Below are 13,367 nucleotides of genomic sequence, written 5' to 3'. Positions count from 1 at the left end.
CGTAACTTACTCATTATTCTTACATTGACGACTAAGCTGCGGGCATGATGACGCCTTTCCGGGGGAGAACCGATGGCCTCGTGACTATTCACGTCGCCAACCTCACGGTTGTCGTTCGCTTAAGAGGCGCAGTGTGTCGGCTGCCTGTATTTCCTGTGGAAAACACAGCGCAATTATCAGGGGAACAGCCTGGGAAAAACTCTCCAGAGAAGATTCCATCTACCGGTAAGGACTGCAACCCGCAGCCCGCTAACTGCCTGAAAGTTCAATACGTCTTACGCCATTGCTGCGTGTATGATCGGACAGGCAAAACTGGTCATTCCGCTCATTTACTTGTTTTAGCAAAATTCAACACGGAAAACGGCAACATTATTCCTTGCGAACCCTGTTATAGCAAGCTGACTTTTACCATTTATCACCCGGTTACTCACAGTTTTTTCACCTTTGACCACGGATCGGTTTAATAACCGCCGAATCAACTGTGTAAAACGCAGCAAGCCAGGTTCAAAGGTAAATATAAGCATATAAAAATGAGTGGCGCTAATCATCCAGGCTATTTAGAATCGCCACCCATGAAAACTGAGACGCCATCCGTAAAATTTGTTGCCATTTCCGCTGACGAAGCGGGGCAACGCATCGATAATTTTTTGCGCACCCAACTAAAAGGTGTGCCCAAGAGCATGATCTACCGCATTTTGCGTAAAGGCGAAGTGCGGGTGAACAAAAAACGCATCAAACCGGAGTACAAGCTGGAAGCCGGTGATGAAGTGCGCATTCCACCAGTACGTGTGGCGGAGAGAGAAGAAGAGGCTGTTTCGCCGCATCTGCAAAAAGTCGCTCAGTTAAGCGATGTCATTCTCTACGAAGACGATCATATCCTGGTGCTGAATAAACCTTCCGGCACGGCAGTGCATGGCGGCAGTGGGTTGAGTTTTGGCGTGATCGAAGGGCTGCGGGCGTTACGTCCTGAGGCGCGGTTCCTTGAATTGGTGCACCGTCTTGATCGTGATACCTCCGGTGTCCTGCTGGTGGCGAAAAAGCGTTCAGCACTGCGTTCTCTGCATGAGCAGTTGCGCGGCAAGGATATGCAGAAGGATTACCTGGCGTTGGTGCGTGGGCAATGGCAGTCCCATGTCAAAGTGGTGCAGGCGCCGTTGCTGAAAAATATCCTGCAAAGCGGTGAGCGTATTGTGCGTGTGAACAGTGAAGGCAAGCCCTCGGAAACCCGCTTTAAAGTGGAGGAGCGCTATGCGTTCGCCACGCTGATGCGTTGCAGTCCGGTGACGGGCAGGACGCACCAGATCCGTGTGCATACGCAACATGCCGGGCATCCCATTGCTTTTGACGATCGTTATGGCGACCGTGAATTTGACAAGCAACTGGCCTCAACCGGTTTGTCGCGCCTGTTTTTGCATGCAGCTGCGCTTAAGTTTACCCATCCGCACACTGGCGAAACGCTGCGTATTGAAGCACCGCTGGATGATGCGCTCAAACACTGCCTGCACGTCCTGCGTAATGCTAAATGATATTTCCCCTCTCGTCCGGAGAGGGGAAGAGTGCTTCGGCTAGGGTTTTAGCCATTTATCCAGCCACGGAAAAACCTCATCCTGCTGTTCCTGGTAGAAAACGTGCCCCAGTTCTGGCCAGGTTTTTGTGACCAGTTTGTCTTTGGCATTTTGTGATGACCAGATCTTCTCCACTTTTGTGAACGCCTCCTGCACAGCTTCCGCCGGGAACAGTTTGTCTTTGCCGCCGCTATAAATCAGCATGGGTTTCGGCGCTGCGATGCTGGCGATATCGGGAATGTCCATATGCGCAGGCATGCCGGGGTGCAACATATAAAAGGCGGATTGCCCACGCAGAACATTATTCCCCGGTTGCATCAGGCCATTGTAGGTACCAAACCATGAAATTACGGCCGTCGCTGCGACCTTATCGCTCAGCGCCGCCAGTTGCCATGCGCGGAAACCGCCCATCGAAAATCCCACCACGCCGATACGCTGTTTGTCCACCTGGGGATGAGAAGCGATAAAATCCACCGTGCGCATATCTTCATAGGCCACTTCTCCACCGAGTGAGCGACCAAGATTAAAGTAGTTACTTGCCAGCGCCTGCTGCTGCTCGTAAACCATTGGACCGCGATCGCCCCAGCCGCGGCTATCGATGGCAATGACCGCATAACCGCGCTTCGCCAGTTCATCGCCAATAAATTTACCGCTGAAGAATTTGTCGGCCCAGGCTTGCGCGCTGGCCAGTTTTTCTGCATCACCCCAGGGACGGATCACCTTCTCTTTGCCAATATCAAATTTTGAACCGTGATCGTGAAGTAATACGATGGCAGGGTGGGGGCCGGGCGTTTTGGGCATGAGTAGCAGTGCAGCGATGCGATTATCATCCGTGATTGTTATCGCCAGCTTTTCGGCGATATAGCTGCCGCGATCCTCGTTAGCAATAGCGTGTGGAGCAAAAGGTTGTGTTGCATTTGGGGTGAGCAGTGCGTTGCGAAATAACCGGCGGCTGTGGGTTTGCCATTGCGAGAAATGTCTATATTTCCCGGATAACCAGGAATCAGGGTAGTGCATCTGTGCTTTCAACGTCTGCCACCCAGCGGGCAGGTTACCTTCGACAATGCCCTGCGTTTGCCACTCTTCCTGTGCAGTGGCGTTAACGGACGCCAGCAGAGTTAGCGTCAGCGCCAGGCTGCGGAAAATATTCATCACCTCTCCTTTTAATTAAAACATTGTTTCAATATTGGTGTTGAATGTAAGGGGTGATTAAAAAAGAATCTGTGATCGGTAAAGCATTAACTTAACAGCGGGTTACAGTGCTCACGTCGCAGCATCTGGCATAAGGCAATTAACGGCAGGCCCACCAGTGTATTCGGGTCGCGACCGTCGAGGCGTTCAAACAGCGCGATCCCCAGGCCTTCACTCTTAAAGCTGCCAGCACAATTCAGCGGGCGCTCTTTACGCACATAATCGTCGATCTCCTGCTCACTCAAGCGGCGAAAGTGGACATCGAAAGGTTCACATTCAGTCTGTATGTGGCCGGTTGCCGAATTATACAACGCAAGACCTGTATAAAAAGTGACGATATTTCCGCTGGCTTTCATTAATTGCTGGCGCGCATTTTCTTCCGTGTGAGGTTTACCGGTAATTTCACCGTCAAGCACACAGACCTGATCTGAACCAATAATCAGATGTTGGGGCCAGGCGTGTGCCAGTGATTGTGCTTTTTCTTGCGCCAGGCGCTGGACCAGATGGCGTGGAGACTCGCCAGGGCGCGGTGTTTCGTCGGTTTGCGGTGCAGCGCATTCAAAAGATAACCCCAGTTTTTCCAGCAGGGTGCGACGATACGGAGACGTTGAAGCAAGGATGAGAGCAGACATATTTTTTTCACCAAATATGGCTTAACAATGACAGGCATTTTAAACTGTAGGCCGCAATGTGTGCGAATTATTGGCAAAAGGCAACCTCAGGCTGCCTTTTTCTTTGACTCTATGACGTTACAAAGTTAATATGCGCGCCCTATGCAAAAGGTAAAATTACCCCTGACTCTTGATCCGGTTCGTACGGCTCAAAAACGCCTTGATTACGAGGGTATCTATACCCCCGAGCAAGTTGAGCGTGTTGCCGGGTCTGTAGTCAGCGTGGACAGTGATGTGGAGTGCTCCATGTCGTTCGCTATCGATAATCAGCGTCTTGCCGTGTTAACCGGAGAGGCGAAGGTAACGGTATCGCTCGAATGCCAGCGCTGCGGGAAGCCGTTCATCCATCATGTTCACACAACGTATTGTTTCAGTCCTGTGCGTTCAGATGAGCAGGCTGAAGCACTGCCGGAAGCGTATGAGCCGATTGAGGTTAACGAATTCGGTGAAATCGATCTGCTGGCCCTGGTTGAGGATGAAATCATTCTCTCCTTGCCAGTAGTTCCGGTGCATGATTCTGAACACTGTGAAGTGTCCGAGGCGGACATGGTCTTTGGTGAACTGCCTGATGAAGCGCAAAAACCAAATCCATTTGCCGTATTAGCCAGCTTAAAGCGTAAGTAATTAAGGAGTAAGGTCCATGGCCGTACAACAGAATAAACCAACCCGTTCCAAACGTGGCATGCGTCGTTCCCATGACGCGCTGACCGCAGTCACCAGCCTGTCTGTAGACAAAACTTCTGGTGAAACCCACCTGCGTCACCACGTTACCGCCGACGGTTTCTACCGCGGTCGCAAGGTTATCACTAAGTAATCACGCGCAAGCGTGATGAAGCTTAGTGAGGATTTCCCCGCGTAAGCGGGGATAAACCGAACCAGGCTGCGACGATACCTTGACACGTCTAACCCTGGCGTTAGATGTCATGGGAGGGGATTTTGGTCCTTCCGTGACAGTGCCTGCAGCTTTGCAGGCACTGAACTCTAATTCTCAACTCAATCTTCTTTTAGTCGGCGATCCCGACGCTATCACGCCATTACTTGCCAAAGCTGATTTCGAGCAGCGTTCGCGTTTGCTTATCGTTCCTGCACAGTCAGTTATTGCCAGTGATGCGCGCGCCGCGCAGGCTATTCGTAACAGTCGCGGTAGTTCAATGCGCATTGCGCTTGAACTGGTGAAAGCAGGGCGCGCCCAAGCCTGCGTGAGTGCAGGTAACACTGGCGCGTTGATGGGGCTGGCGAAAATGTTGCTCAAACCGATTGAAGGTATTGAGCGTCCGGCGTTGGTGACGGTGTTGCCTCATCAGCAAAAGGGCAAAACAGTAGTGCTGGATCTTGGCGCTAATGTGGATTGTGACAGTACAATGTTGTCGCAATTTGCGGTAATGGGCGCAGTCATGGCGGAAGAGATCCTTGGGATTACAAATCCGCGCGTTGCGTTACTGAATATTGGTGAAGAAGAAACCAAAGGCCATGACAGTATCCGCGATGCTGCTGCATTATTACGCTCGGTTCCAGCAATGAACTACATTGGCTATCTGGAAGCGAATGAATTGCTCACCGGCAAAACGGATGTGTTGGTTTGTGACGGTTTCACAGGAAATGTCACATTAAAAACCATGGAGGGTGTTGTCAGAATGTTCCTTTCGTTGCTGAAATCTCAGGGCGAGGGGCAAAAAAGGTCGTGGTGGCTGATTTTATTAAAGCGTTGGTTACAAAAAAGCCTGACAAGGCGATTCAGTCACCTCAACCCCGACCAGTATAATGGCGCCTGTCTGTTAGGATTGCGCGGCACGGTGATTAAGAGTCATGGTGCAGCCAATCAGCGAGCCTTTACCGTCGCGATTGAACAGGCAGTGCAGGCGGTGCAGCGGCAGGTTCCACAACGGATTGCCGCTCGCCTGGAATCTGTGTACGCCCATCCTGCTTCGCCTGCATCAAGCGACGAAAATCAGAGTGTGTGTATATTACCCGAGAGTGACTGAGCGTACATGTATACGAAGATTATTGGTACCGGCAGCTTTCTGCCCGAGCAGGTTCGAACAAACGCCGATCTGGAAAAAATGGTCGAAACGTCTGACGAATGGATTGTCAGCCGTACAGGGATCCGTGAGCGCCGCATCGCCGCTGCAAACGAAACTGTTTCGACCATGGGCTTTGAGGCCGCTAAACGCGCGCTGGAAATGGCCGGCATCGATAAAGATCAGATTGGTTTGATCATTGTTGCGACGACATCCGCGACGCATGCATTTCCGAGCGCGGCTTGCCAGATTCAGAATATGCTGGAGATCAAAGGCTGTCCGGCGTTTGATGTTGCTGCAGCCTGCGCTGGTTTTACCTATGCGCTGAGCATCGCCGATCAATATGTTAAAACCGGCGCGGTGAAACATGCACTGGTGATTGGTTCTGATGTGTTGGCGCGGACGTTGGATCCGGAAGATCGCGGGACGATTATTCTGTTTGGCGACGGTGCTGGCGCTGTTGTACTTGGTGCATCTGAAGAGCCGGGTATCATCTCTACACATCTTCACGCGGATGGTAGCTATGGTGAACTGCTGACGTTACCGAATCTGGATCGCGTGACGCCGGAAAACTCCACTTACCTGACAATGGCGGGTAATGAAGTCTTTAAAGTGGCGGTCACTGAACTGGCGCGTATTGTTGATGAAACATTGGCGGCCAATAATCTGGAGCGCAGCGAGCTTGACTGGCTGGTGCCACATCAGGCTAACCTGCGAATTATCAGCGCGACAGCGAAAAAACTGGGTATGTCGATGGACAATGTTGTTGTGACGTTAGATCGTCACGGCAACACTTCTGCGGCTTCCGTTCCCAGCGCGCTTGATGAAGCGGTACGCGACGGGCGCATTAAACCGGGTCAGTTGATCCTGCTCGAAGCGTTCGGTGGTGGGTTTACCTGGGGCTCCGCGCTGGTTCGTTTCTGAGTATAAGGATAAAAACATGACGCAATTTGCATTTGTGTTCCCCGGGCAGGGTTCCCAAACGGTTGGTATGCTGGCTGATATGGCTGCAACTTACCCGGTGGTTGAACAGACGTTTGCTGAAGCTTCTGCGGTGCTGGGCTATGATCTCTGGGCGCTGGTACAACAAGGCCCAGCGGAAGAACTGAATAAAACCTGGCAGACGCAACCAGCGCTGTTGACGGCTTCCGTCGCGCTGTGGCGCGTATGGCAGCAGCAGGGCGGTAAAGCGCCTGCGTTGATGGCGGGGCACAGTCTCGGTGAATATTCTGCGCTGGTGTGCGCAGGCGTGCTGGCTTTCGCTGACGCGGTACGTCTGGTTGAGCTGCGTGGTAAATTTATGCAGGAAGCTGTCCCGGAAGGAACAGGCGCCATGTCGGCAATTATCGGTCTCGATGATGCGTCGATTGCCAAAGCCTGTGAAGAGTCTGCCGAAGGTCAGGTGGTGTCGCCGGTGAACTATAACTCACCGGGGCAGGTCGTCATTGCAGGGAATAAAGAAGCGGTTGAACGCGCTGGCGCAGCCTGTAAAGCCGCTGGCGCGAAACGTGCTCTGCCGTTACCGGTCAGCGTACCGTCTCACTGTGCGTTGATGAAACCTGCCGCAGAAAAACTGGCCGCTGAGCTGAACAGCATTACGTTTAATGCACCGCAGATCGCGGTTGTGAATAATGTGGATGTGAAGTGCGAAACAACGCCGGAAGCGATTCGTGACGCGCTGGTGCGTCAGCTTTATAGCCCAGTTCAGTGGACGAAGAGCGTTGAGTTTATGGCGGCGCAGGGCATTGAGCACCTGTATGAGGTTGGCCCGGGTAAAGTCCTCACTGGTCTGACTAAACGTATTGTTGACACCCTGACTGCATCGGCCCTCAATGAGCCGAACGCGATGTCTGAGGCACTTGCGCAATAAAAGAGGAAAACCATGAGTTTTGAAGGAAAAGTCGCGCTGGTTACCGGTGCAAGCCGCGGTATTGGCCGTGCAATTGCTGAGACGCTTGTTGCGCGTGGCGCAAAAGTTATCGGTACTGCGACCAGCGAAAATGGTGCTAAGGCGATCAGCGATTATTTAGGTGCGAACGGTAAAGGTCTGCTGTTGAATGTGACCGATGCAGCATCTATCGAATCCGTTCTGGAAAATATCCGCGCGGAGTTTGGCGAGGTTGATATTCTGGTTAATAATGCCGGTATCACCCGTGATAACCTGCTGATGCGCATGAAAGATGACGAGTGGAACGATATCCTCGATACCAATCTTTCATCTGTTTTCCGTCTGTCAAAAGCGGTAATGCGCGCTATGATGAAAAAGCGTCATGGGCGTATTATCACTATCGGTTCTGTGGTCGGTACCATGGGAAATGCTGGTCAGGCCAACTATGCTGCGGCTAAAGCGGGTCTTATCGGTTTCAGTAAATCGCTGGCGCGTGAAGTTGCGTCCCGCGGTATTACGGTGAACGTTGTTGCTCCGGGCTTTATTGAAACGGACATGACGCGTGCGCTGTCTGATGATCAGCGTGCGGGTATCCTGGCGCAGGTTCCTGCGGGCCGTCTTGGCGGCGCTCAGGAAATCGCCAGCGCGGTTGCATTTTTAGCCTCTGACGAGGCAGGTTACATCACTGGTGAAACCCTGCACGTCAACGGCGGAATGTATATGGTTTAACCACGATGAAATTTATTTGCGTTATTAGGGGGAAAAGCCTCAGAATAGCGTAAAATCGTGGTAAGAACTGCCGGGATTTAGTTGCAAATTTTTCAACATTTTATACACTACGAAAACCATCGCGAAAGCGAGTTTTGATAGGAAATTTAAGAGTATGAGCACTATCGAAGAACGCGTTAAGAAAATTATCGGCGAACAGCTGGGCGTTAAGCAGGAAGAAGTTACCAACAATGCTTCCTTCGTTGAAGACCTGGGCGCTGATTCTCTTGACACCGTTGAGCTGGTAATGGCTCTGGAAGAAGAGTTTGATACTGAGATTCCGGACGAAGAAGCTGAGAAAATCACCACCGTTCAGGCTGCCATTGATTACATCAACGGTCACCAGGCGTAAGTGAACATCTCCAGGCGGTCACTCGACCGCCTGAGTTTTATCTAATAATCCCACGAATCTCTTTATTTATCCCTCCCTGGAGGACAAACGTGTCTAAGCGTCGTGTAGTTGTGACCGGACTGGGCATGTTGTCTCCTGTCGGCAATACCGTAGAGTCTACATGGAAAGCTCTCCTTGCCGGTCAGAGTGGCATCAGCCTGATCGACCATTTCGATACTAGCGCCTATGCAACCAAATTTGCTGGCTTAGTAAAGGATTTTAACTGTGAAGACATCATCTCGCGCAAAGAACAGCGCAAGATGGATGATTTCATTCAATATGGAATTGTGGCTGGCGTACAGGCCATGCATGATTCTGGCCTTGAAGTCACCGAAGAGAACGCATCCCGTATTGGCGCAGCGATTGGCTCCGGCATTGGCGGTCTCGGCCTGATTGAAGAAAACCACAGCTCTCTAGTCAACGGTGGACCGCGTAAAATCAGCCCGTTCTTCGTTCCGTCGACGATTGTGAACATGGTGGCAGGTCATCTGACTATCATGTTCGGCCTGCGTGGTCCGAGCATTTCAATTGCAACGGCGTGTACATCCGGCGTGCATAACATCGGTCATGCGGCGCGTATCATTGCTTATGGCGATGCTGATGCGATGCTCGCAGGTGGTGCAGAGAAAGCCAGTACCCCGCTGGGCGTTGGCGGATTCGGCGCAGCGCGCGCACTCTCCAACCGTAATGACAACCCGCAGGCGGCAAGCCGTCCGTGGGACAAAGACCGTGATGGTTTTGTACTGGGCGATGGCGCCGGTATCATTATGCTTGAAGAGTACGAGCACGCGAAAAAACGCGGCGCGAAAATTTATGCAGAAATCATCGGGTTTGGCATGAGCAGTGATGCCTACCACATGACTTCTCCACCGGAAAACGGTGCGGGCGCGGCACTGGCGATGGTCAATGCATTGCGTGATGCTGGCATTGAGCCGGGTCAGATTGGCTATGTGAACGCACACGGTACCTCCACTCCGGCGGGTGATAAAGCTGAGGCGCAGGCGGTGAAATCGGTATTTGGCGACGCAGCAAAACGCGTGATGGTAAGCTCCACCAAATCCATGACCGGTCACCTGTTAGGTGCTGCAGGCGCTGTTGAGTCTATCTACTCAATTCTCGCGCTTCGCGATCAGGCCGTTCCGCCAACCATCAACCTGGATAACCCGGATGAAGGTTGCGATCTGGACTTCGTGCCACACGAAGCGCGTCAGGTCAGCGGCATGGAGTACACTCTGTGTAACTCCTTTGGCTTCGGCGGTACTAATGGTTCGCTGATCTTCAAAAAAGTCTGATTATCTGAGCCATATTAAGGCCCGCTTGTCGGGCCTTTTCTATTCGGTTTTCTCCGCTTGTTCTCTGCTTTTCATCCTGCCAAACTGTCCGGCCACGCATAAGGAGCCTCTATGTTCTTGATTAATGGCATTGAGCAGCAAACGCTTGCCGCCACTGACCGGGCAACACAATTTGGCGACGGTTGTTTTACCACTGCGCGCATTATTGACGGGCAGATCCAGTTTCTGGCTGCACATCTGCAACGCTTACGGCAAGCATGTGAGCGTTTATTTATTCCGTTCGCCGACTGGCCAGTGCTGGAGCGGGAGATGAGCACGCTGGCGAAGGAAAAAGTCGATGGTGTCGTAAAAGTCATCATCAGCCGCGGCGCAGGCGGTCGAGGTTATAGTACGGCAAACTGTATTACTCCTACGCGTATCCTTTCTGTTTCCGCTAAACCGGCGCATTACGAGCGCTGGCGGCAGGATGGCGTGACGCTGGTGCTCAGTCCGGTTCGTCTTGGGCGAAACCCTCTGCTGGCAGGCATTAAACATCTTAACAGGCTGGAGCAAGTACTGATCCGCGCTCACCTGGAACAGACTGAGGCTGATGAAGCGCTGGTACTGGACAGCGATGGCTGGCTCACTGAGTGTTGTGCGGCCAATCTTTGTTGGCGTCGGGGCAGGGATGTTTTTACTCCCCGCCTGGATCAGGCCGGCGTTGATGGCATTATGCGCCAATATTGTATGCGGCAACTGGCATCTTCAGGTTTTAACGTTGTCGAAGTGAATGCGCGGCAGGATGTGTTGCAGCAAGCAGATGAAGTGTTTATTTGCAACGCGCTGATGCCGGTAGTCCCGGTTCGGCAGTGGGGTGATCTCCACTGGACCGCGCGTGATTTGTATCACTTTTTATCCCCCCTGTGTGAGCAGATAAATCAGTCATGAAGAAAATGTTACGTTTTGTTCTTCTCCTGCTGGCGGCGATGGTTATCGCAGCGGGAGCAGGTGTGTGGAAGGTTCGCCAATTGGCTGACAGCACGATCCTGATCAAGGAAGAACACATTTTTTCCCTACCGGCCGGAACGGGGCGTCTTGCCTTGGGTGAACAGTTGTACAACGAGAAGGTGATCAACCGTCCGCGGGTATTCCAGTGGTTGCTTAAGTTGGAACCGGATCTCTCGCACTTTAAAGCCGGGACCTATCGTTTTACGCCAGGTATGACCGTTCGTGAAATGTTGCAGTTGCTGGCAAGCGGTAAAGAAGCGCAGTTCCCGCTGCGTCTGGTCGAAGGTATGCGGTTGAGTGACTATCTTAAGCAGTTGCGTGACGCACCGTGGATCAAACACACACTGAAAGATGATGATTACGCTACAGTAGCGCAGGCTCTGAAGTTGGAACATCCGGAGTGGGTGGAAGGCTGGTTCTGGCCTGATACCTGGATGTACACCGCCAACACCACCGACGTGGCATTACTAAAGCGCGCGCATCAAAAGATGGTGCGGGCTGTTGAGCAGATCTGGGAGGGGCGAATGGAAGGGCTGCCCTACAAAGACCAGAACCAGCTGGTTACCATGGCCTCAATTATTGAAAAAGAGACTGCTGTGGCCAGTGAGCGCGATCAGGTCGCATCGGTATTTATTAACCGGTTACGCGTTGGCATGAAGCTACAGACCGATCCGACGGTGATCTACGGGATGGGCGCGCGTTATAATGGTAAGCTGTCGCGCGCCGATTTGGATACACCGACGGAATATAATACCTATGTAATAAGCGGCATGCCGCCGGGGCCAATTGCCATTCCGGCAGAAGCGTCGTTGAAAGCGGCGGCGCATCCCGCGAAGACGCCGTATCTCTATTTTGTGGCCGACGGCAAAGGCGGGCACACGTTTAACACCAATCTCGCCAGCCATAACCGGTCAGTGCAGGAATACCTGAAAGTACTTAAGGAAAAAAATGGGCAGTAAATACATTGTCATTGAAGGGCTTGAAGGCGCCGGTAAAACCTCGGCACGTGATGTCATTGTGAGCACGCTTAAAGAATCTGGCGTGAATGAAATGGTATTCACGCGTGAGCCTGGTGGGACGCTGTTGGCGGAAAAACTGCGCAGCCTGGTGCTGGATATTCGCTCTGTAGGTGACGAGGTCATTTGCGACAAAGCTGAAGTGCTGATGTTTTATGCTGCCCGTGTACAGTTAGTTGAAACGGTGATCAAACCGGCACTGGCGCAAGGTCAGTGGGTTATTGGCGATCGTCACGACCTTTCCACCCAGGCTTATCAGGGCGGTGGTCGCGGCATTGATCAGGCGATGCTCGCCACCTTACGTGATGCGGTGCTGGGGGATTTCCGTCCGGACTTAACCCTCTATCTTGATGTGACGCCAGAAGTCGGACTAAAACGCGCGCGTGCGCGTGGCGAGCTGGATCGCATTGAACAGGAGTCGCTGGAGTTCTTTAACCGGACGCGAGCCCGTTACCTTGAACTGGCGGCGCAGGATGACACCATTCGCACCATTGATGCGACCCAGCCGCTGGAGGATGTTATGCAAAATATTCGTCAGACCATTATGGCATGGGTCCAGGAGCAGGGCGCATGAGATGGTATCCGTGGCTGCGGCCGGACTTTGAACAACTGGTAGCCAGTTATCAGGCCGGACGTGGGCACCACGCATTACTGATCCATGCATTGCCTGGCATGGGGGAAGACGCCTTGATCTATGCGATCAGCCGTTTTTTGTTATGCCAGACGCCACAAGGGCACAAAAGCTGTGGTCATTGCCGGGGGTGTCAGCTTATGCAGGCAGGCACGCATCCGGACTATTACACGCTGACGCCGGAAAAAGGCAAAACTGCATTAGGGATTGATGCGGTACGCGAAGTCAGCGAAAAATTGTATGAACACGCGCGGCTGGGCGGCGCAAAAGTAGTATGGATTCAGGATGCCGCTCTGCTGACGGATGCAGCCGCTAATGCGTTACTCAAAACCCTCGAAGAGCCGCCAGCGCAGACATGGTTTTTCCTTGCCTGCCGTGAACCCGCACGATTATTAGCGACTTTGCGCAGCCGCTGTCGTTTGCATCACCTTGCGCCTCCTGCAGAAAACTATGCCAGCGCATGGCTTGGCCGGGAAGTGACGGCATCGTCGGAGACGCTACTGACCGCGCTTCGCCTGAGTGCCGGGTCACCAGGCGCTGCGGAAGCATTATTGCAGGAAGAATGCTGGTCGCAACGGCTGACGCTGTGCCAGGCTGTCGATACAGCGCTGCAAAGTGGTGACTGGCTCGCTGTGTTACCGGCGTTGAACCATGAACGGGTTGCTGAGCGTCTGCAATGGATGTCATCGCTGTTTCTGGATGCGCTGAAAGTTCAGCAAGGCGCGACCCTGCTCAGTAATGTGGACGCCTCTGTGTTGGTGCACGCTCTTGCTCGCCAGATGCGCGGCGACACGTTGCACGCGCTCTTACATGCGCTGTTTACCTGCCGGGAGCAATTGCTGAATGTGTCCGGTGTGAACCGCGAACTTTTGCTGACCGATCTGTTGTTAAATCTGGAACGCTACCTGCAACCAGGTGCGGTGCTTCCTGTATCCCATCTTTAAGAGAG

The 13,367-nt window shown here is 52.7% G+C and carries 15 protein-coding genes; 13 read left to right on the top strand and 2 right to left on the bottom strand.

Annotated features, from left to right (window positions below):
• The first annotated feature begins 572 nt into the window (after positions 1–572).
• A complete protein-coding gene (rluC, locus tag GA0061071_RS16615; RefSeq protein ID WP_088236528.1) occupies positions 573–1,526 on the top strand; it encodes a 23S rRNA pseudouridine(955/2504/2580) synthase RluC in 954 nt (317 codons plus the stop codon).
• Between the two features lie 39 nt (positions 1,527–1,565).
• Here rluC and GA0061071_RS16610 read toward each other — a convergent pair whose 3' ends face one another.
• Both GA0061071_RS16610 and GA0061071_RS16605 read right to left on the bottom strand, forming a co-directional pair.
• Entirely contained in the window at positions 1,566–2,717 is a 1,152-nt protein-coding gene (locus tag GA0061071_RS16610; protein WP_088236527.1) for a dienelactone hydrolase family protein, read from the bottom strand.
• Positions 2,718–2,803: 86 nt separating this feature from the next.
• Complete coding sequence (locus tag GA0061071_RS16605) at positions 2,804–3,388, bottom strand: Maf family protein (protein ID WP_088236526.1); 585 nt, start codon at positions 3,386–3,388, stop codon at positions 2,804–2,806.
• A 141-nt stretch (positions 3,389–3,529) separates the two neighbouring features.
• On the opposite strand from GA0061071_RS16605, the gene yceD reads away from it, so the two are divergent.
• From yceD to holB, 12 genes are all read left to right on the top strand, one after another.
• Positions 3,530–4,051 carry a 23S rRNA accumulation protein YceD gene (gene yceD / locus GA0061071_RS16600; protein ID WP_088236525.1) on the top strand — a complete coding sequence of 174 codons (522 nt, stop codon included), beginning with the start codon at positions 3,530–3,532 and terminating at the stop codon, positions 4,049–4,051.
• 16 nt (positions 4,052–4,067) lie between these two features.
• Positions 4,068–4,241: a 50S ribosomal protein L32 gene (gene rpmF, locus GA0061071_RS16595; protein ID WP_020457446.1), complete on the top strand. Its 174-nt coding sequence runs from the start codon at positions 4,068–4,070 to the stop codon at positions 4,239–4,241.
• Positions 4,242–4,320: 79 nt separating this feature from the next.
• Positions 4,321–5,409: a phosphate acyltransferase PlsX gene (gene plsX / locus GA0061071_RS16590; RefSeq protein WP_082794156.1), complete on the top strand. Its 1,089-nt coding sequence runs from the start codon at positions 4,321–4,323 to the stop codon at positions 5,407–5,409.
• A gap of 6 nt (positions 5,410–5,415) precedes the next feature.
• Positions 5,416–6,369 carry a beta-ketoacyl-ACP synthase III gene (locus GA0061071_RS16585; protein WP_088236524.1) on the top strand — a complete coding sequence of 318 codons (954 nt, stop codon included), beginning with the start codon at positions 5,416–5,418 and terminating at the stop codon, positions 6,367–6,369.
• Between the two features lie 16 nt (positions 6,370–6,385).
• Complete coding sequence (gene fabD, locus GA0061071_RS16580; RefSeq protein ID WP_061494862.1) at positions 6,386–7,315, top strand: ACP S-malonyltransferase; 930 nt, start codon at positions 6,386–6,388, stop codon at positions 7,313–7,315.
• Positions 7,316–7,327: 12 nt separating this feature from the next.
• Positions 7,328–8,062 (top strand): 3-oxoacyl-ACP reductase FabG, encoded by a 735-nt coding sequence (fabG, locus tag GA0061071_RS16575; protein WP_061494863.1) that lies wholly within the window; start codon positions 7,328–7,330, stop codon positions 8,060–8,062.
• 154 nt (positions 8,063–8,216) lie between these two features.
• Positions 8,217–8,453 carry an acyl carrier protein gene (gene acpP, locus GA0061071_RS16570; protein WP_000103754.1) on the top strand — a complete coding sequence of 79 codons (237 nt, stop codon included), beginning with the start codon at positions 8,217–8,219 and terminating at the stop codon, positions 8,451–8,453.
• An 89-nt stretch (positions 8,454–8,542) separates the two neighbouring features.
• The gene (fabF, locus tag GA0061071_RS16565) at positions 8,543–9,784 is read left to right on the top strand and encodes a beta-ketoacyl-ACP synthase II (protein ID WP_061494864.1); all 1,242 of its coding nucleotides are present in this window, start codon (positions 8,543–8,545) and stop codon (positions 9,782–9,784) included.
• A 111-nt stretch (positions 9,785–9,895) separates the two neighbouring features.
• Positions 9,896–10,711, top strand: coding sequence for an aminodeoxychorismate lyase (gene pabC / locus GA0061071_RS16560; RefSeq protein ID WP_088236523.1), 816 nt, complete (start codon positions 9,896–9,898; stop codon positions 10,709–10,711).
• Positions 10,708–11,730, top strand: a complete 1,023-nt coding sequence (gene yceG, locus GA0061071_RS16555; protein WP_061494866.1) for a cell division protein YceG — start codon at positions 10,708–10,710, stop codon at positions 11,728–11,730. The genes pabC and yceG overlap by 4 nt, the downstream gene beginning before the upstream one ends.
• Complete coding sequence (tmk, locus tag GA0061071_RS16550) at positions 11,720–12,361, top strand: dTMP kinase (protein ID WP_088236522.1); 642 nt, start codon at positions 11,720–11,722, stop codon at positions 12,359–12,361. Before yceG ends, tmk begins: the two co-directional genes overlap by 11 nt.
• Positions 12,358–13,362 (top strand): DNA polymerase III subunit delta', encoded by a 1,005-nt coding sequence (gene holB, locus GA0061071_RS16545; RefSeq protein WP_088236521.1) that lies wholly within the window; start codon positions 12,358–12,360, stop codon positions 13,360–13,362. The genes tmk and holB overlap by 4 nt, the downstream gene beginning before the upstream one ends.
• Positions 13,363–13,367: the final 5 nt, after the last annotated feature.

The sequence above is a fragment of the Kosakonia oryzendophytica genome, assembly GCF_900094925.1.
GTDB classification, from domain to species: Bacteria; Pseudomonadota; Gammaproteobacteria; order Enterobacterales; family Enterobacteriaceae; genus Kosakonia; species Kosakonia oryzendophytica.
The sequence above is the reverse complement of the archived record's forward strand: the minus strand, read 5'-3'. Positions and strand labels throughout refer to the sequence as shown.